The organism is Pseudomonas sp. 10(2024) (assembly GCF_045164175.1).
Classification (GTDB): Bacteria; Pseudomonadota; Gammaproteobacteria; order Pseudomonadales; family Pseudomonadaceae; genus Aquipseudomonas; species Aquipseudomonas alloputida.
In genome coordinates, this window is record NZ_CP174006.1 from 3,968,804 (window position 1) to 3,984,882 (window position 16,079).

General features: G+C 62.7%; 17 protein-coding genes. 8 read left to right on the forward strand and 9 right to left on the reverse strand.

Going from position 1 to position 16,079, the window contains the following annotated elements:
* The first annotated feature begins 121 nt into the window (after positions 1-121).
* A complete protein-coding gene (locus ACI7M0_RS18035) occupies positions 122-1,975 on the forward strand; it encodes an alkaline phosphatase D family protein (RefSeq protein WP_129933480.1) in 1,854 nt (617 codons plus the stop codon).
* A 145-nt stretch (positions 1,976-2,120) separates the two neighbouring features.
* Here ACI7M0_RS18035 and rssC read toward each other — a convergent pair whose 3' ends face one another.
* Entirely contained in the window at positions 2,121-2,603 is a 483-nt protein-coding gene (gene rssC, locus ACI7M0_RS18040; RefSeq protein WP_104962199.1) for an anti-sigma factor antagonist RssC, read from the reverse strand.
* A complete protein-coding gene (rssB, locus tag ACI7M0_RS18045) occupies positions 2,600-3,781 on the reverse strand; it encodes a two-component system response regulator RssB (protein WP_010953151.1) in 1,182 nt (393 codons plus the stop codon). The genes rssC and rssB overlap by 4 nt, the downstream gene beginning before the upstream one ends.
* A gap of 271 nt (positions 3,782-4,052) precedes the next feature.
* Between rssB and ACI7M0_RS18050 the strand changes: the two genes are divergently transcribed.
* Positions 4,053-4,352 carry a PilZ domain-containing protein gene (locus tag ACI7M0_RS18050; RefSeq protein WP_129933478.1) on the forward strand — a complete coding sequence of 100 codons (300 nt, stop codon included), beginning with the start codon at positions 4,053-4,055 and terminating at the stop codon, positions 4,350-4,352.
* Between the two features lie 34 nt (positions 4,353-4,386).
* Here the strand turns inward: ACI7M0_RS18050 and ACI7M0_RS18055 are convergent, their stop codons facing one another.
* Positions 4,387-5,094 carry a VacJ family lipoprotein gene (locus tag ACI7M0_RS18055; RefSeq protein ID WP_064491079.1) on the reverse strand — a complete coding sequence of 236 codons (708 nt, stop codon included), beginning with the start codon at positions 5,092-5,094 and terminating at the stop codon, positions 4,387-4,389.
* Positions 5,095-5,295: 201 nt separating this feature from the next.
* On the opposite strand from ACI7M0_RS18055, the gene ACI7M0_RS18060 reads away from it, so the two are divergent.
* Both ACI7M0_RS18060 and ACI7M0_RS18065 read left to right on the forward strand, forming a co-directional pair.
* Positions 5,296-5,859, forward strand: coding sequence for a hypothetical protein (locus tag ACI7M0_RS18060; protein WP_064491080.1), 564 nt, complete (start codon positions 5,296-5,298; stop codon positions 5,857-5,859).
* Positions 5,860-5,981: 122 nt separating this feature from the next.
* Complete coding sequence (locus ACI7M0_RS18065) at positions 5,982-6,245, forward strand: DUF4404 family protein (protein ID WP_003248815.1); 264 nt, start codon at positions 5,982-5,984, stop codon at positions 6,243-6,245.
* Positions 6,246-6,276: 31 nt separating this feature from the next.
* Here ACI7M0_RS18065 and queF read toward each other — a convergent pair whose 3' ends face one another.
* Positions 6,277-7,107, reverse strand: coding sequence for an NADPH-dependent 7-cyano-7-deazaguanine reductase QueF (gene queF, locus ACI7M0_RS18070; protein WP_104962201.1), 831 nt, complete (start codon positions 7,105-7,107; stop codon positions 6,277-6,279).
* A 68-nt stretch (positions 7,108-7,175) separates the two neighbouring features.
* A complete protein-coding gene (locus tag ACI7M0_RS18075) occupies positions 7,176-7,685 on the reverse strand; it encodes a plastocyanin/azurin family copper-binding protein (protein ID WP_129933476.1) in 510 nt (169 codons plus the stop codon).
* Positions 7,686-7,886: 201 nt separating this feature from the next.
* Here ACI7M0_RS18075 and cinR point away from each other — a divergent pair, with 201 nt between their 5' ends.
* Both cinR and cinS read left to right on the forward strand, forming a co-directional pair.
* Positions 7,887-8,567, forward strand: coding sequence for a two-component system response regulator CinR (cinR, locus tag ACI7M0_RS18080; protein WP_010953145.1), 681 nt, complete (start codon positions 7,887-7,889; stop codon positions 8,565-8,567).
* Positions 8,564-9,916: a two-component system sensor histidine kinase CinS gene (gene cinS, locus ACI7M0_RS18085; RefSeq protein ID WP_129933474.1), complete on the forward strand. Its 1,353-nt coding sequence runs from the start codon at positions 8,564-8,566 to the stop codon at positions 9,914-9,916. The genes cinR and cinS overlap by 4 nt, the downstream gene beginning before the upstream one ends.
* A 39-nt stretch (positions 9,917-9,955) precedes the next feature.
* On the opposite strand, the gene ACI7M0_RS18090 is transcribed toward cinS, so the two are convergent.
* The 3 genes from ACI7M0_RS18090 to ACI7M0_RS18100 are packed head-to-tail and all read right to left on the reverse strand — an operon-like array spanning position 9,956 to position 13,199.
* Positions 9,956-11,197, reverse strand: a complete 1,242-nt coding sequence (locus ACI7M0_RS18090) for a lipoprotein-releasing ABC transporter permease subunit (protein ID WP_129933472.1) — start codon at positions 11,195-11,197, stop codon at positions 9,956-9,958.
* 60 nt (positions 11,198-11,257) lie between these two features.
* Positions 11,258-11,941: a lipoprotein-releasing ABC transporter ATP-binding protein LolD gene (gene lolD / locus ACI7M0_RS18095; protein ID WP_172830932.1), complete on the reverse strand. Its 684-nt coding sequence runs from the start codon at positions 11,939-11,941 to the stop codon at positions 11,258-11,260.
* A 7-nt stretch (positions 11,942-11,948) separates the two neighbouring features.
* A complete protein-coding gene (locus ACI7M0_RS18100) occupies positions 11,949-13,199 on the reverse strand; it encodes a lipoprotein-releasing ABC transporter permease subunit (RefSeq protein WP_010953141.1) in 1,251 nt (416 codons plus the stop codon).
* A gap of 93 nt (positions 13,200-13,292) precedes the next feature.
* Here ACI7M0_RS18100 and ACI7M0_RS18105 point away from each other — a divergent pair, with 93 nt between their 5' ends.
* Positions 13,293-13,877: a PilZ domain-containing protein gene (locus tag ACI7M0_RS18105; protein WP_129933470.1), complete on the forward strand. Its 585-nt coding sequence runs from the start codon at positions 13,293-13,295 to the stop codon at positions 13,875-13,877.
* 30 nt (positions 13,878-13,907) lie between these two features.
* Entirely contained in the window at positions 13,908-14,624 is a 717-nt protein-coding gene (locus tag ACI7M0_RS18110) for a glycerophosphodiester phosphodiesterase family protein (protein ID WP_003248799.1), read from the forward strand.
* 48 nt (positions 14,625-14,672) lie between these two features.
* Here ACI7M0_RS18110 and sthA read toward each other — a convergent pair whose 3' ends face one another.
* Positions 14,673-16,067 carry a Si-specific NAD(P)(+) transhydrogenase gene (gene sthA, locus ACI7M0_RS18115; protein ID WP_129933468.1) on the reverse strand — a complete coding sequence of 465 codons (1,395 nt, stop codon included), beginning with the start codon at positions 16,065-16,067 and terminating at the stop codon, positions 14,673-14,675.
* Between the last annotated feature and the right edge of the window lie 12 nt (positions 16,068-16,079).

A 16,079-nucleotide genomic window follows, 5' to 3' on the forward strand; every position in this document is an offset into this window, starting at 1 on the left:
TGCCACGCCTTAGTTGTGTATTGAATTCTCGGGCCTGTTCGCGGGCCAGCCCGCTCCTACACCGATCGATGTAAGGGCGGGCTTGCCCGCGAACAGGCCGCCATAGCCACCCGAGCTGTCGATGACCTCCCCTAACCCGTTGCCCCTCGTTCTCGCCGGCCCGGTACTGCGCCGCCTGGAACCCCAGCGTCTGGCCGTCTGGCTGGTCACTACCCAACCACTGCAGCCCGAGTTCGTCTGCCTGGCAAGCAAGGCCCATGTCGATTGCCAAGTGGTGCCGATTGGCCGGCATGCCTACGTTCACCTGCTGGACATCCAATTCGCCAGCCCCCTGCCCTGCAACCAGCTGCTCGACTACGACCTACTGATCAACGGCCAGGGTATCGCCGACTGGGCCCCACACCTGCTCTACCCCGGCAACCCACGCCCGAGCCTGGTGCTGCGTGAGCGCCTCGACCATTTGCTGCACGGCTCCTGCCGCAAGCCGCACCACCCTGCTGCCGACGGCCTGTTGTGCGCCGACCGGCTGCTGCAGGGGTGCAAGAAGCCCGAAGACCGCCCCGCCGTGCTGGTGATGACGGGCGACCAGGTTTACGCCGACGATGTCGCGGGTCCCATGCTGCGCGCCATCCATAGCCTGATCTCGCGCCTGGGCTTGTTCGACGAGCAACTGGAAGGTGCGGTGGTAGCCGACAGCCAGGCGCTGTACCAGCACCCGGCCAGCTACTACCACCGCGCCGACCTGCTGCCGGCGCTGGAACGCAACGATACCCTGCGCGAGCGTTTTTTCGGCGGCAAGCGCAAGCCGATCTTCTCGTCCAGCAACGCCGACAACCACCTGGTGACCTTCGCCGAAGTCATGGCCATGTACCTGTTGGTGTGGTCGCCGGTGCCCTGGCAGCTGGTGGACCTGGGCATCCCCAGCGGGCTCAGCGACGAGCATCAAGCCCGATACCGGCAAGAGCTGCCGCTGATCCAGGGGTTTGCCGACAATCTCGGTCAGGTGGCGCGGGTGATGGCCCACCTGCCCTGCCTGATGATCTTCGACGACCACGACATCACCGACGACTGGAACCTCTCGGCGCAGTGGGAGGAAACGGCCTACGGCCACCCATTCTCGCGAAGGATCATCGGCAACGCCTTGCTCGGCTACCTGCTCTGCCAGGCCTGGGGCAACAGCCCGGACGATTGCAATCCGCTGATCAAGCAGTGCCAGGTGCTGACCCGCCAGAACCAGGATGAGTTGATAGGCGAGCTGCTGCGCTTCCAGGGCTGGCAGTTCAGCCTGCCTACAGAACCACCGCTGCTGGTATTGGACACCCGCACCCGCCGCTGGCGCAGCGAAAGCAACCTGGCCAAGCCGTCCGGCCTGCTGGACTGGGAAGCGCTGAGTGAATTGCAGCAAGCACTGCTCGATCATCCTTCGGCGGTCATCGTGTCACCTGCGCCGATTTTCGGGGTGAAGCTGATCGAGACGGTGCAGAAGGTGTTCAGCTGGCTGGGCTACCCCCTGCTGGTGGATGCCGAAAACTGGATGGCCCACCGCGGTGCAGCACAGGTCATCCTCAATATCTTCCGCCACTCGCGCACGCCGGGGCACTACGTGGTGCTGTCGGGGGATGTGCATTATTCGTTCGTGTATGAGGTGCTGATTCGCCACCGCCAGCGCAGCCCGCACTTGTGGCAGGTGACCAGCAGCGGAATCAAGAACGAGTTTCCCCGGCGCTTGCTGGATGTGCTCGACCGGCTCAACCGCTGGTTGTATGCGCCACGCTCGCCGCTCAACTGGTTTACCAAGCGCCGAGAAATGGAGGTGGTGCCGCGTACGCCCAGCCACAGCAAGGCCGGGGAACGGCTGTGGAATGGTGCCGGGCTGGGACAGGTGTTTTTTGATGAACAGGGGCGGCCGGCGCGGGTGTATCAGCTGGATGCGAGCGGGGGTGAGGCTACAGAGTTTAAAAACCGGGAGCAGTGAGATTCAGAATTTTTACAGCCTGTGCCGGCCTCTTCGCGGGTAAACCCGCTCCTACACCTGATTGGGGGTGGACACACATTGGTGTTTGGGCGCAGGCCGTCGTAGGAGCGGGTTTACCCGCGAAGAGGCCCGCACAGGCTATAGATCAGCCCCGCTCCAGCGCATTGACCAGATCATGGAAGGCTTCGCGGTTGGAGTCATTCAGGCCCATGAGGATCTTGTGCGCCTCCAGCACCTTGGAGCGCACCACATCTTCATTCTGGTCCTGCGACGGCAAGTCGGTCAGGCAATCGGTGCAGGGTATCGGCCGATCGACGATGTTGAACACCTGATCGAAGCCCATCGACTGCAATAACCGTGAAATGTCCGGATTGGTAGTCACCACCGTCGGAAGCAGGCCCACCTTCTGCCGCGACAGGATCGACAGCTTCGCCAGCAGGCCCAGCGTGGTGCTGTCGATACTCTCGGTTTCAGTCAGGTCGATGACAATCGCCGAGAAGTTCAGCGCAGTGAAAATCTTCTCGATCGTCGCATCCAGCGCCGAACACAGGGTCAGGCGCACTTCACCAACGAATTTCAGTACGAAGGTACCGCTCTGCTCGGCGAACTGAATTCTACCGGTACTCATTGAAGGTTCCTGCTCAACACCAATAGGGCGATATCATCCGGCATCTCCCCAAGCGTAGCCAATCCAAATCGTTGACGCAGCCCATCCAGACTGCCACCTGCTGCCTTGACGATCTCCGGCAAGGCGGCTTCTTTATCTTTGAGCGTATCACCCGGCAAAAGGTCCAGAATGCCATCGGACATCAGGCTGAGGCTGAACTGCGGGGGTAGCTCCACCACCAGGTCCTGGTAGGTGGCCTCATCGAACAACCCCACCGGCAGGCCGCGGCCTTCCAGGTAGCGGCAATGCTCGGGGGTGTACAGTACCGGCAACGGCAAATGGCCGCCGACAGCGTAGGTCAGCAGGCCGGACTCTTCGTCGATCACCCCGCCGACCATGGTGACGTGCTTGCCCAGCTTGCTGTTGATCAGGCCGCGGTTGATGTGGCTGAGCACTTCAGACGGCTTGAACTCACGCATTCTGCTGCGCTTCAGCTCGAACATGAGGCGCGTGGTCATGAATTTCAACAGCACGGTGACAAAGGCCGACGACGCCCCATGCCCAGATACATCGGCGAGGTAGAAAGCAATGCGCCGCTCGTCCACGCGGAAATAATCGACAAAATCACCCGAAAGGTACAACGACGGGATGATCTGGTGCTCGAAGGCGAACTCGCCGGCCACCCAGGGGCTTTCCGGCAACATGTTCATCTGCACCTGGCGACCGGCGGTCTGGTCCTCCTGCAACAGGTGCAGGCTAGCCTCCAGTTCGCGGTTGGCGGCTTCGAGCTTGTCGCGGTAGCGCTGGTTTTCCAGCACAAGGCGCGAGCGGTCGAGGGCGCGGCGCACCGAATGCTCGAGTACGGCCAGGTCTTCCAGCGGCTTGATGAGGTAGTCGGCGGCGCCCAGGCGCAACGCTTCCACCGCATCACTCATGACGCCGGCACCGGACACCACGATCACCGGCAACTGCGGCGCACGCTCGCTGACCTGACGGATCAGTTCGAGGCCGCCCATCTGCGGCATGCGCAGATCGCAGATCACGAGGTCGGGCTGGTGTTCTTCGAAGACCTGAAGCCCCTGCTGGCCATTACCGGCCTGGAGGACGCTGAAACCACTGTCTTCAAGGTAGGCGGCGAGGCTAGCACGGACCACGTCGTCGTCATCGATGATCAGCAGCGTTGCACTGGTTTTCTGCATGTGGGCGAACGGCGCCGATTTAGGTTGGTGCAGCGGTGTCGGCAAGGCAGACGGCCAGCTACGGGAATTCTTTATGGTCACACTCTACTTGAGTTGTAGGACAAGAACACCTGCCCGGCAACTGTTCAGAGGTACCTTGTAAGGCGCAGACGGTACTCCCATCCGGCAGGGGTTTCAAGCATGCTGGGGTCGACCTCGCCGCTCTTTACAGGGCAAATCACCGGGAGTTATAAGAAAGTCGACCAGCGCAACCCGACGGGAAGGATGCAGCATGCCCCACACGCACTCCAGCCATAGCGAGAAACGCGACTTCATTCGCATGCGCATCGACACCGAGGTCAGCCTTTTGCACGAAGGCCAGGTGATTGCGGCGGTGTGCCTGGACCTGTCCAGCGGCGGCATGCAGGTGCAGGCGCCACAGCGCTTTCTGGTGGGTGATCAGATCGAGGTACGGATCGACTCCGACCATCCGGCGCTGAAGGGGCTGCATGCCAGCACCGAAGTGGTATGGATTGCCGACCAGCCGGGCGGGCAGCAGAAGTTCGGGCTGCGGATTCTGGCCATGCATTGAACTAGGGGCCGCTTTGCGGCCCCAGGTTCACAGATCAGAAGTCGTCTTCGACCTCGCCATCCTTCACCTTGAACTCGCGGTTTTGCAGGTAGGCATTGCGAATGAAGATGTACTTGTCACCCTGAATCAGCTTTTCGGCCGAGAGCAGGCTGGCGCGGGTGTCGATCAGGTCCAGCGCGAAGATCGAATTGCGCGTAGGCACGTGGTCGATGTAGCGATAGGGTTTGGTGTAGGTGTCCGGGTACTTGGCCACACCGTCACGCACGGTGCTTGGGCCCAGCAGCGGGATGACCACATACGGCCCGCTCGGCACACCCCAGTAACCCAGGGTCTGGCCAAAGTCCTCGTCGTTGCGCTGCAGGCCCATCTTGGTACCCACATCGAAGAAGCCACCCAGGCCGAAGGTGGTGTTGACGATCAACCGCGCCGTATCCACGCCCGCCGCATGCGGCTTGAGCTGCAACACGTTGTTGGCCAGGTTGGTCACGTCCCCCAGGTTGCGAAAGATGTTGTGGATGCCATCTTCGAGGAACTGTGGAGTGACCGCCTGGTAGCCCTTGGCCAATGGTTTGAGGGCATAGGTGTCGAGGGTGTCGTTGAAGCGGAAGATCGGGCGGTTGACCGCTTCCCAGGGATCTTCCTCGGTGGCGGCCTGGGTGGCTGCCGCGGGCGCCAGCAGCATGCTGGCGCAGACACAGGCCTGGGTGACTCGTTCGATCACACTGGCACCGATCCTACGCATAGATGTTTCTCCATCGAATTTCTTGGCCGCAAGCGCAACACGTCGCGCTGCTATCAAGGCGGCAGTATAGAGACTTGCGGGCTGATAAACAGCCTTACACATTTTTGCTCAATATTTTGTGAACAACTGTTGCGCAGCGGGCGATGTCACAGGACGGTAACAATCAACGCATAGCCTTCGAACCATTTGGGGGAAGTTGCCATGGACACTGCGCCCGCCTTCACTGCTGTACTGTTCGGTTTGCGCGGCTGCCTGGTGCAGGCTACCCATGGCGCGCCATCACCCGCCCCCGGCGCCCTGGCCACCCTTGCCAGCCTGCGTCAGCGCCAAGTGCCGTGCATATGGCTGGATGACCTCAATACCGCGCAAAGCGAGCGCCTGGCCCATGTACTGCCCGACTGGCTGCCAGGGCATGCGGTCAATGACGTGCGCTGGCCGGCGCCGAACGCTTGCTGGCAGGCACTGATGGCGCTGGACAGCGAGCGCCTGGATGGCTGCGTATTGGTCAGCGGCGACCCGCGCCTGCTGCAGTCTGGCCTTAACGCCGGCTTGTGGACAGTAGGCCTGGCCGCCTGCAGCCCCTTATGCGACCGCACTTCTGCGCAATGGCAAGCCATGAGCCCGCAAGAGCAGGATCTGGCGCGCAGCAAGGCGACGCTGGCGCTGTTCAGCCTGGGCGTGCACTCGGTGATCGACCATCTGGAAGCGCTGGACACCTGCCTGGTGGACATCGCCCAGCGCCGGCGCAAGGGTGAAAAACCCTGATACAGCCGTCTTGACGCGGATCATGCAAATCGGCAGCAGGTAGATTACCCTGAAGACAGGCCAGAACCTTTGCCACGTCGCCGAGGTCCATGGCTTGCCAAGCCATTGATGGAGAATAGCCAATGCCTGCCCGCGAATTGCAAGAGCGCCTGAACAGCTTGCGCGAGCAACTGGACCGCAACGTACCGCTTTCGGAAGAAGAGCTGGCCGCTCTGCACGAAGAGGCGCGCCAGATCGAGGCGCAACTGAAACTTGAGGAAGCCACGCCAGACAACAACCTGGTGGACGGCGTGAATCTGGCGATCGAACGCTTCGAGGCCGACCACCCCGACCTCACAGCCACCCTGCGCAGCATTGCCAACTCGCTGCACAGCATGGGGATCTGAAATAGCGGGGGCCGCAAAGCGGCCCCCTGTATTACTGCCGTACCAGCCGTTTGTTATCCGGGCTGATCGCCCCGGTGCTGCGATACGGGTTGATATCCAGCCCACCGCGGCGCACATAGCGGGCATAGACCGTCAGGTGCTCCGGCTGCAGCAGATTCTTCAAGTCCAGGTAAATCCGTTCCACACACTGCTCATGGAAGTCGGCATGCTGGCGGAAGCTGATCAGATAGGTCAGCAGGCTGGCGTGGTCCAGCGCCCTGCCCTTGTACTCGACCACCACGCTGCCCCAATCCGGCTGGCCGGTGACTGGGCAGTTGGACTTCAGCAGATGGCTGTGCAGGGTTTCTTCCACCACCCGCTCCGGGTTGCAGCGCAACAGCTCTGGCTGCGGCTGCTCGTAGTTGCTGATGGCCACGTCCAGTGCATCGATGCACTGCCCCGGCAAAGCCACCACACCCTGGGCTTCAACCTCGGCCAGGGTGCGCACCGTCACCCCCACCGGCTTGCCGGCAGCGGCGGACAGGTCTTTTTCCAGGCAAGCCTGCAACTCGCCCAGCGAGGCGAACACCGTCTGGTTCAGCGAGTTGAGGTACAGCTTGAATGACTTGGACTCGATGATGTTTGGCGAATCAGCCGGGATGGCGAACTCGCCGATCGCTACCACCGGCTTGCCCGAAGGCAGCAGCCAGCTCAGCTCGAAGCAATTCCAGTAATCCACCCCCTGCCAAGGCAAGGTCTGTGCAGTGACGCCCAGCTCGGCCCACTTGGCAGTGCGCGGGATCGGAAACAGCTGCTCCGGGGAGTAGGTGGCGATGTATTCGCTGGACTTGCCCAGCGGGGAATGTTCGGCAGCGGGATGCATGGAAACTGACCTAGAGGTTCGAAATTGCCCCTAGTCTACCGGTTTTGCACCCCGCCTTGCAGGGCCAGTCACTCAATGGTCAATGCCCCGACCATACCCGCCTGGTAATGCCCCGGCACGTTGCAGGCAAACTCGATGGGCGCCGACTGGCGGAAGGTCCAGGTCAGCTCGGCGCGCTGGCCGGGCATGACCAACACGGTGTTGCCACCCACGTGGCCATGGCCGTCACCATGGCTCATCATCTTGCCGTGGTCCATGCCTTCGTGGTTCATGGCCTCGGTGAACATCTTGCCTTGCATGGCAATCATCTCCTTCTGGTGTTCGGCATGCATGGCCTTGTCGCCCAGGTTGAATTCGTGCGGCAGCTTGCCCTCGTTGACCAGCACGAAGCGCACCGTCTCGCCGGCTTTTACCTGCAGGCTTTTTGGCTCGAAGGCGATGTCCTTGAGCACCACGTTGACCGTACGGGTGGCCTTGGCCGCCGGGGCAGGCTCGCCAAAGGCGAAGGTCTGCGCCTGGCCAGCGAAAGCCGGCAGGCTGCCCAGGGCAAGGGTGGCGGCAATGAACAGGTGTTTCATGATGACTCCGGGAATACACAGCAGGATGAAGCCACATTAGCCGGGGGCGACTGGTAGCTACCTGACAGGCACATTACAACTTTGTCAGCTTGGGCGAGCGGGCACATCGTCACGTATCATTTCAGCCATCACATTGCCCCCTGTGCTAGCAGGGTGAAGCCCCCATAGGCTACGCGCAAACTTTCAGAATATGGACAGTGCATGAAACTGCTGATCGTCGAAGACCAGGCCCGCACCGGCCAGTACCTGAGCCAAGGCCTGAGCGAGGCCGGCTTTGCCACCGAGCTGGCCACCGATGGCGAGACCGGCCAGTTCCTCGCCCTGACCGGCGACCACGACCTGCTGATCCTCGACGTGATGCTGCCCGGCCGCGACGGCTGGCAGATTCTTCAGGCCGTGCGCCAGGCAGGCCTGGATACGCCAGTGCTGTTCCTGACCGCCCGCGACGCCGTCGAGGATCGCGTGCATGGCCTGGAACTGGGCGCCGACGACTACCTGGTCAAGCCGTTCGCCTTTTCCGAACTGCTGGCCCGGGTACGCAGCCTGCTGCGCCGTGGCACCAGCCCGAGCCAGGACACTATCCTGAGCCTGGCCGACCTGCGCCTGGACCTGATCCGCCGCCGCGCCGAGCGCGCCGGGCTGCGCATCGACCTGACCGCCAAGGAGTTCTCACTCCTTGAGCTGCTGCTGCGCCGCCAGGGTGAGGTACTGCCAAAATCGCTGATCGCCTCGCAGGTGTGGGACATGAACTTCGACAGCGACACCAATGTGATCGAAGTGGCCATCCGCCGCCTGCGCCTGAAGATCGACGACCCGCACCCCAACAAGCTGATCCACACTGTCCGCGGCATGGGTTACGTACTCGAAGAGCGCACCGAGTGATGCGCCGGGTTTCCCTCGGCAGCCGCCTGGCCCTGCTGTTCGCCGCCTGCACCGCCACCGTCTCGCTGGGCGCCGGTCTGCTGTTCAGCCGGGCCAGCGAGCAGCACTTCGTCGAACTCGACCAACAACTGCTGGACTCGCGCCTGTCATTGTTTCGTACGCAACTGGCTGGCGTCAGCACGGCTGATGAGCTCCAGGCCCGCCTGCCTGCCCTGCGCGATGAACTGAGTCACCAGGCCGACCTGGCCCTGCGTATCAGTGCCAGCAATGGCGCCACCTGGTTCGAAAGCCGCAGCGGGCTGCCGCATGCAGCGCAGGCCACCGGGCTGGCCACCCTGCATGCGCCAGGCATCGACTACCGCAGCCTGTCCGTGCCCCTGACACAGGGCGCCATGCAGTCGCCGCGACTGACCCTGTACCTCGACATCACCCACCACCAGCACTTCCTGCAGGGCATGCAACGGCTGATCTGGCTGACGGTCGGCCTGTCGGCGCTAATCACCGCACTATTGGGTGCCTGGGCCGCCCGCAGCGGCCTGCGCCCATTGCGGCAGATGGGCCAGGTGGCCGCCAGCGTGTCAGCGCGCTCCCTCACCACCCGTCTGCCGGTGGCGCAGATGCCCGAAGAGTTGGCCGAGCTGGCCAGCAGCATGAACGCGATGCTGCAGCGCCTGGACGATGCCTTCCAGCGCCTGTCAGCGTTTTCCGCCGATATTGCCCACGAGTTACGTACGCCGCTGTCCAACCTGCTGACGCACACCCAGGTCACCCTCACCCGCCCACGCAGCCTCGAAGAATACCGAGAGGCGCTGCATGGCAACCTGGAAGAACTGCAATGGATGGCGCAGATGATCAACGACATGCTGTTTCTGGCCAAGGCCGACCACGGCCTGCTGGTACCAGGGGACGCGCCTTTGGCGCTGCATGACGAGGTGGATGCGCTGCTGGAGTACTACGCGCCCCTGGCAGAAGACAGCGACGTGCAGATGCTGCGCGAGGGTGAAGCCGTACTGCACGGTGACCGGCATATGCTGCGTCGGGCACTGTCCAACTTGCTGGACAACGCCATGCGCTTTACCCCGGCTGGAGGACAGATCAAGGTGACCCTGGGGCCGGGGCCGACGATCAACGTGGCCAATACCGGGCTGGCTATCGACCCGGCCGCGCTACCGCGGCTTTTCGACCGCTTCTACCGGGTGGACCCGGCTCGACGGGAAGGCAGCAGCGAGCATGCGGGGCTGGGCCTGGCGATTACCCGGTCGATCGTGCAGGCCCATGGCGGATGCATACGGGCGGAGTGCGAGGGTGGGTGGACCCGATTCGTGATCGAGTTCACTCAAGACCGGTAACCCTGGGGCGCTTTACGCCCCCAGGATCTCAGGCAGACATCAAACCGCCAGGCCAATCGCCGGCTGCACCTGCGACGCCCGGTAGGCCGGGTAAATGGTCGCCAGGAAACTCATCACCAGGCCGGCGGTGCAGATGATCGCCACATCCCCCCACTGCAACTGCGACGGCAAGCTGCTGACGAAGTACACATCCGAGGTAAAGATGTGCTGCCCGCTCACCCGCTCCAGCCAGCCGACGATCTGGCTGACATTGAACGCCGCAATCACGCCCAGTACGCCACCAATCAGCGTGCCGACAATGCCGATCAGGCTGCCCTGGACCATGAACGTGCCCATGATCTGCGCCGGCGTGGCGCCCAAGGTACGCAGGATGGCAATGTCCGGCCCCTTGTCGTTCACCACCATCACCAGGGTGGCGATGATATTGAACGCCGCGACCGCGATGATCATCATCAGCAACAGGCCGATCATGGTCTTTTCCATCTTCATGGCGCTGAACAGGCTGCCCTGGGTATGCGACCAGTCATCGGCCCGGTAGGCGTCACCAAGCCCGGCAGCAATCGCCTTGGACACCTGCGGAGCGGCATACAGGCCGTGCAGCTTCAGGCGCACACCTTGCACCTGGCCTGGCGCCCAGCGTTGCATCTCGGCAGCATCAGCGACATGGATATAGGCCTGCGAGCCATCCAGCTCGGCGCCGACCTTGAAGATGCCGACCACGGTGAGGCGCTGCATGCGCGGGGTGATGCCACCCGGTTCCTTGCTGATTTCCGGCACGATCAAGGTCAGCTTGTCGCCGGTGTTCAGGCGAAAGCGCCGTGCGGTCAGCTCGCCGATGACCACGCCAAACTCACCTGGCTGCAAGTCCTGCAGGCGGCCCTGGACAATGTGCTGGCCAACGATGGAAACCTTGCCCTCCTCGGCCGGGTCGATACCCCCCACCTGGATCGGCTGCATGGCGCCCTTGTACGACAGCATGCCTTCCATCTCGGTAATCGGCGCCACCGCCATCACCGCCGGATTTTTCATGGCGGCGTCGGCCACCTTGTGCCAGTCGTCCAGCGGCTGCACGCCCAGGATGGCGGCATGCGGCACCAGGCCGAGAATGCGCGAGCTCATTTCGCGCTGGAAGCCGTTCATTACCGACAGCACCACGATCATCGCCAGCACGCCCAGCGACAGGCCGATCATCGAAGTCATCGAAATGAACGAGATGAAGTGGTTGCGACGCTTGGCTCGGGTGTAGCGCGCGCCGATAAAGATGGGCAAGGGTCTGAACATGTACGAAATCACCCAATGGAAACAGGAAAACGGGGCAGCACCTGCCACCCCGGCAGTCGATCAGATAGCCACAAGGTGGCCATCGTCGAGCTTCAGCACACGGTCCATCTGCCGCGCCAGGTTGAGGTCGTGGGTGACCACCAGGAATGCCGTTCGCGAAGCGCTGGACAGCTCCTGCATCAGCTCCTGGATGCCTTGGGCGGTATGGTGGTCGAGGTTACCGGTTGGCTCGTCGAGCATCACCAGGCCGGGGCGGTTGACCAGCGCCCGGGCAATCGCCACGCGCTGGCGTTCGCCGCCGGAAAGCTCGGCCGGCTTGTGGTTCAAGCGGTGGCCCAGGCCTACCCGCTTGAGCAGCGCCTCGGCACGCTCCCGTGCCTCGGGGATGGGCGTCCGGCCGATCAGCAGCGGCATGCACACGTTCTCGATGGCGGTGAATTCCGGCAGCAGGTGGTGGAACTGGTAGACAAAGCCCAACTCGCGGTTGCGTAGCAGGCCACGGGCACGCTCGCCCAGTGCCGACAGCTCTTCGCCCGCCAGCCACACGCTGCCCTGGGTCGGCCGGTCGAGGCCGCCCAGCAGGTTGAGCAAGGTACTCTTGCCCGAGCCGGAACTGCCAACGATGGCCACCCGCTCACCGGCCCGCAGTTCCAGGTTGAGCCCGGACAGCACCTGCACCGACTCCGGGCCCTCGTCGTAGGACTTGCCCAGGTTGCGGCAACTCAGAACGGCTTTATCACTCATGCGCGACTCACTCATAACGTAACGCCTCTGCAGGCTGGGTGCGGGCCGCACGCCAGGCCGGATACAGGGTGGCGAAGAAACTCAGGACCAGTGCCGCTCCACAGACCATGTACACGTCCTGGGCCAGGATCTGCGACGGCAGGTAATCGATGAAGTACACGTCGGCGTTGAGGAACTTGTGGCCGATCAGTGTCTCGATGCCGGCGATCGCCGCGCTCACGTTCAGTGCCGCGAAGATCCCGACCACGGCGCCGATCAGCGTACCAATCACCCCGATCACCGTGCCCTGGACCATGAAGATGAGCATGATCTGCCCGGGCGTGGCGCCCAGGGTGCGCAGGATGGCGATGTCGCCGCGCTTGTCGTTGACCACCATCACCAGGGTGGAAATGATGTTGAACGCCGCCACCGCCACGATCAGCAGCAACAGCAGGCCGATCATGGCCTTTTCCATACGGATCGCCTGGTACAGGTTGCCGTGGGTACGGGTCCAGTCACGGCTATAGAATTCCTGGTCGCCCAGCTGCTGGGCGATGCTCCAGGCTACGCGCGGCGCCTGGAACAGGTCGTCGAACTTCAGGCGCAGGCCCTGGACCTGGTCGGGCTTCCAGCGGTGCAGGCGGGACAGGTCGCTGATGTTGGTCAGGCCCAGGTAGCCGTCGATCTCGCCCGCACCAACGTGGAAGGTGCCAACCACGGTGAAGCGCTTCATGCGCGGGAACATGCCGGCGGGGGTCACGCTGACCTCGGGGGCGACGAAGGTGAGCTTGTCGCCGATGGCAACGCCCAGCTTGGCCGCCGCCTTGTCGCCGATCATGATGCCCCACTCGCCCGGCGCCAACTGGTCCAGGCGGCCTTGCAGGACGAAGTTGTCGATGATCGACACCTCGCGCTCGCGAGCGGGGTCGATGCCATTGAGCAGCACCTTCTGCACCTTGCCATCATGGGTCAGCAGGCCCTGCATCTGGGTGAACGGCGCAACCGCTACCACCTGCGGATTCTGCTTTACTTGTTGGGCAAGGGCCTGCCAGTCGGCAATGGGCTGGCCGCTCTCCAGCGTGGCATGGGGAATCATCCCCAACACGCGGGTGCGCATCTCATGGTCGAAACCGTTCATCACCGACAGCACCACGATCATTACCACCACGCCCAGGGCGAGGCCGATCATCGAGGTCAGGGAAATGAACGAGACGAAGTGATTGCGACGTTTGGCACGGGTATAACGCGTGCCGATGAATGCGAAAAGAGGTCTGAACATGTCGGGGCTTGTTCGGATGAAAGGGAACGTCCTTGTGGCGAGGCGCCTACGGCGGCTTTACACTCGGACCACCGCCGCTACCTTGGGTTCGCCATGACGACATTAGACGAAGAAGATCGCCGCGAATACTACCGCATCGAAGATCGGATCGCACTTCAAATAAGCCCCCTTAGCGCGGCCGAAGCCCTTGAACCAGATGTGTTGCAAGATGATTCGCCGCTGTTCAACCTGCTCAGCGAGCTGCACCTGGCCGACTTCGAGTCGCAACACCTGTTGCGCCAGTTAAGCGACAAGGACCGCACCCTCGCCGCGTTCCTGCGGGCACAGAACAAGCGCCTCGACTTGCTCAGCGCGGTGGTTGGGCAAACCCTGCTTGGCGAGGTCGGCGAACCACTGCCGGTGGTCATTTCCGAAGGCGGCGTCGAATCCGCCCAAGCCACACAGATTGCCCCCGGTACCCGGGTGAAAGTGAAAATGGTGCTGATGCCGCGCGCCCACGGCCTGCTGCTGCGCGGCAAGGTTACCCATTGCGACCCTCGCCCGGAGGGCGGCTTCGAGGTCGGTACCGAGTTCATCGACATGACCGACGCCCAACGACAACTGCTGGCCCGATACATCCTGCAGCGCCAGCAACAACAACGGCGCCAGCAGCTGGAACTGAACGACCCCGCCTCCTGAGCCAATTTTCCCTGATTTGAAGGAACGAACGTGACCCTGATCTACGGCCATCGCGGCGCCAAGGGCGAAGCACCCGAGAACACCCTGAAGAGCTTTCAGCAATGCCTGTCCCATGGCGTGACCCGCTGCGAGCTGGACCTGCACTTGTCATCCGACAACGAACTGATGGTCATCCACGACCCCACCCTCAAGCGCACCACGGGCCGGCGCGGCAAAGTGGTCGAGCACCCGGCCGCCGAACTGGTCAAGATCGATGCCCGCAAAGGCGGCCCGGGCCATGTGCAGCCCTGCCCGATCCCGAAACTGGAAGAGCTGTTCGAAAAATGCCCGTTCGAACACTGGCAACTGGAGGTGAAAAGCGCCTCGCGCACCCGCGCGGCCACCACCGTCCTGGCGATCCGTGAACTGGCCCAGCAATATGGCCTGCTGGACAAGGTGACCATCACCTCCAGTTCACGCGAAGTACTGGGCGCCGCCCTGGAACTGGTGCCAGACGTGAAGCGCGGGCTGGTGGCCGAATACGCCTGGCTCGACCCGCTGAAGGTGGCACAGAACTACGGCTGCGAACTGCTGGCATTGAACTGGACGCTATGCACCCCCGAGCGCCTGCTCAAAGCACAGGGCCAGGGTTTGCATGTGTCGGTGTGGACGGTCAACGAGCCGGCACTGATGCGCCGGCTGGCTGACTTTGGTGTGGACAGCCTGATTACAGACTTTCCCGGTTTGGCCAAGACCACCCTCGGGTAGGGTTGAAATCGGTCTCTCCGACCGGCTCAGGCCACCGGTCGGAGCCGCTCAAAAAAGCCGGTTCAGGCCGTCATAGGCAGCTACCCGATAGGCTTCGGCCATGGTCGGGTAGTTGAACGTGGTGTTGACGAAGTACTTCAGGTTGTTCTGCTCACCTGGCTGGTTCATGATCGCCTGGCCAATGTGGACGATTTCCGAAGCCTGGTAGCCGAAGCAATGCACGCCGAGGATTTCCAGGGTTTCGCGGTGGAACAGGATCTTCAGCATGCCCTGCGGCTCGCCGGCGATCTGCGCACGCGCCATGCTCTTGAAGAAGGCCTTGCCCACTTCGTACGGCACCTTGGCCTGGGTCAGCTCCTGCTCGTTCTTGCCGATCGAGCTGATCTCGGGAATGGTGTAGATACCGGTCGGCACGTCGTTGACGAAGCGCCAGCTGCCGTTATCGACAATGCTGCCAGCGGCCGACCGGCCCTGGTCATGGGCGGCACTGGCCAGGCTTGGCCAGCCGATCACGTCGCCGGCACCGTAGATGTTCGCCACGGTAGTGCGGTAGGCCTCGTCGACCTCGATCTGGCCACGGCTGTTCACCTTGATGCCGATGTTTTCCAGGCCCAGCTTGTCAGTGTTGCCGGTACGGCCGTTGCACCACAGCAAGGCGTCGGCCTTGATCTTCTTGCCCGACTTGAGGTGCAGGATCACCCCGTTGTCCAGGCCTTCGACGCGCTCGTACTCTTCGTTGTGGCGCACGGTGATGTTGTTGTTGCTGAAGTGGTAGCTCAGCGCCTGGGAAATTTCCGAATCGAGGAAGCTCAGCAGCTGGCCACGGTTGTCGACCAGCTCGACCAATACGCCCAGGCCACTGAAGATCGAAGCGTATTCGCAACCGATCACGCCGGCGCCGTACACGATCAGCTTGCGCGGGGTATGGCTGAGGCTGAGGATGGTGTCGCTGTCGTACACGCGCGGGTGGTGGAAGTCGATGTCGGCCGGGCGGTAGGGGCGCGAGCCGGTCGCGATGATGATGTGCTTGGCGTTGAGCTTCTCGACCACGCCATTCGGGCACACCACTTCCACGGTTTGCTCGTCGGCAAAGCTGCCGGTGCCGACGAACACGTCGACGCGGTTACGGGCATAGTAGCCGGTGCGCGATGCGACCTGCTTGGCGATGACCTTCTCGGCGCTTTTCAGTACGTCCGGGAACGAGAACCAGCGCGGCTCGCCGATGGCACGAAACATCGGGTTGGTGTTGAACTGCATGATCTGCCGCACCGAGTGACGCAGTGCCTTGGACGGAATGGTACCCAAGTGGGTGCAGTTGCCACCGACCTGGCGACGGTCATCGACCATCGCTACCTTGCGCCCTGCTTTGGCGGCGTTCATTGCCGCGCCTTCACCGGCCGGGCCGGAACCCAGCACCACTACGTCGTAGTTGTAGACAGCCATGCGTACTCCTTC

Coding starts and splice junctions, on each gene's coding strand:
- ACI7M0_RS18035 (WP_129933480.1), top strand. CDS start 122: ATGACCTCCCCTAACCCGTTGCCCCTCGTTCTCGCCGGCCCGGTACTG.
- rssC (WP_104962199.1), bottom strand. CDS start 2,603: ATGAGTACCGGTAGAATTCAGTTCGCCGAGCAGAGCGGTACCTTCGTA.
- rssB (WP_010953151.1), bottom strand. CDS start 3,781: ATGCAGAAAACCAGTGCAACGCTGCTGATCATCGATGACGACGACGTG.
- ACI7M0_RS18050 (WP_129933478.1), top strand. CDS start 4,053: ATGCCCCACACGCACTCCAGCCATAGCGAGAAACGCGACTTCATTCGC.
- ACI7M0_RS18055 (WP_064491079.1), bottom strand. CDS start 5,094: ATGCGTAGGATCGGTGCCAGTGTGATCGAACGAGTCACCCAGGCCTGT.
- ACI7M0_RS18060 (WP_064491080.1), top strand. CDS start 5,296: ATGGACACTGCGCCCGCCTTCACTGCTGTACTGTTCGGTTTGCGCGGC.
- ACI7M0_RS18065 (WP_003248815.1), top strand. CDS start 5,982: ATGCCTGCCCGCGAATTGCAAGAGCGCCTGAACAGCTTGCGCGAGCAA.
- queF (WP_104962201.1), bottom strand. CDS start 7,107: ATGCATCCCGCTGCCGAACATTCCCCGCTGGGCAAGTCCAGCGAATAC.
- ACI7M0_RS18075 (WP_129933476.1), bottom strand. CDS start 7,685: ATGAAACACCTGTTCATTGCCGCCACCCTTGCCCTGGGCAGCCTGCCG.
- cinR (WP_010953145.1), top strand. CDS start 7,887: ATGAAACTGCTGATCGTCGAAGACCAGGCCCGCACCGGCCAGTACCTG.
- ACI7M0_RS18090 (WP_129933472.1), bottom strand. CDS start 11,197: ATGTTCAGACCCTTGCCCATCTTTATCGGCGCGCGCTACACCCGAGCC.
- lolD (WP_172830932.1), bottom strand. CDS start 11,941: ATGAGTGATAAAGCCGTTCTGAGTTGCCGCAACCTGGGCAAGTCCTAC.
- ACI7M0_RS18100 (WP_010953141.1), bottom strand. CDS start 13,199: ATGTTCAGACCTCTTTTCGCATTCATCGGCACGCGTTATACCCGTGCC.
- ACI7M0_RS18105 (WP_129933470.1), top strand. CDS start 13,293: ATGACGACATTAGACGAAGAAGATCGCCGCGAATACTACCGCATCGAA.
- sthA (WP_129933468.1), bottom strand. CDS start 16,067: ATGGCTGTCTACAACTACGACGTAGTGGTGCTGGGTTCCGGCCCGGCC.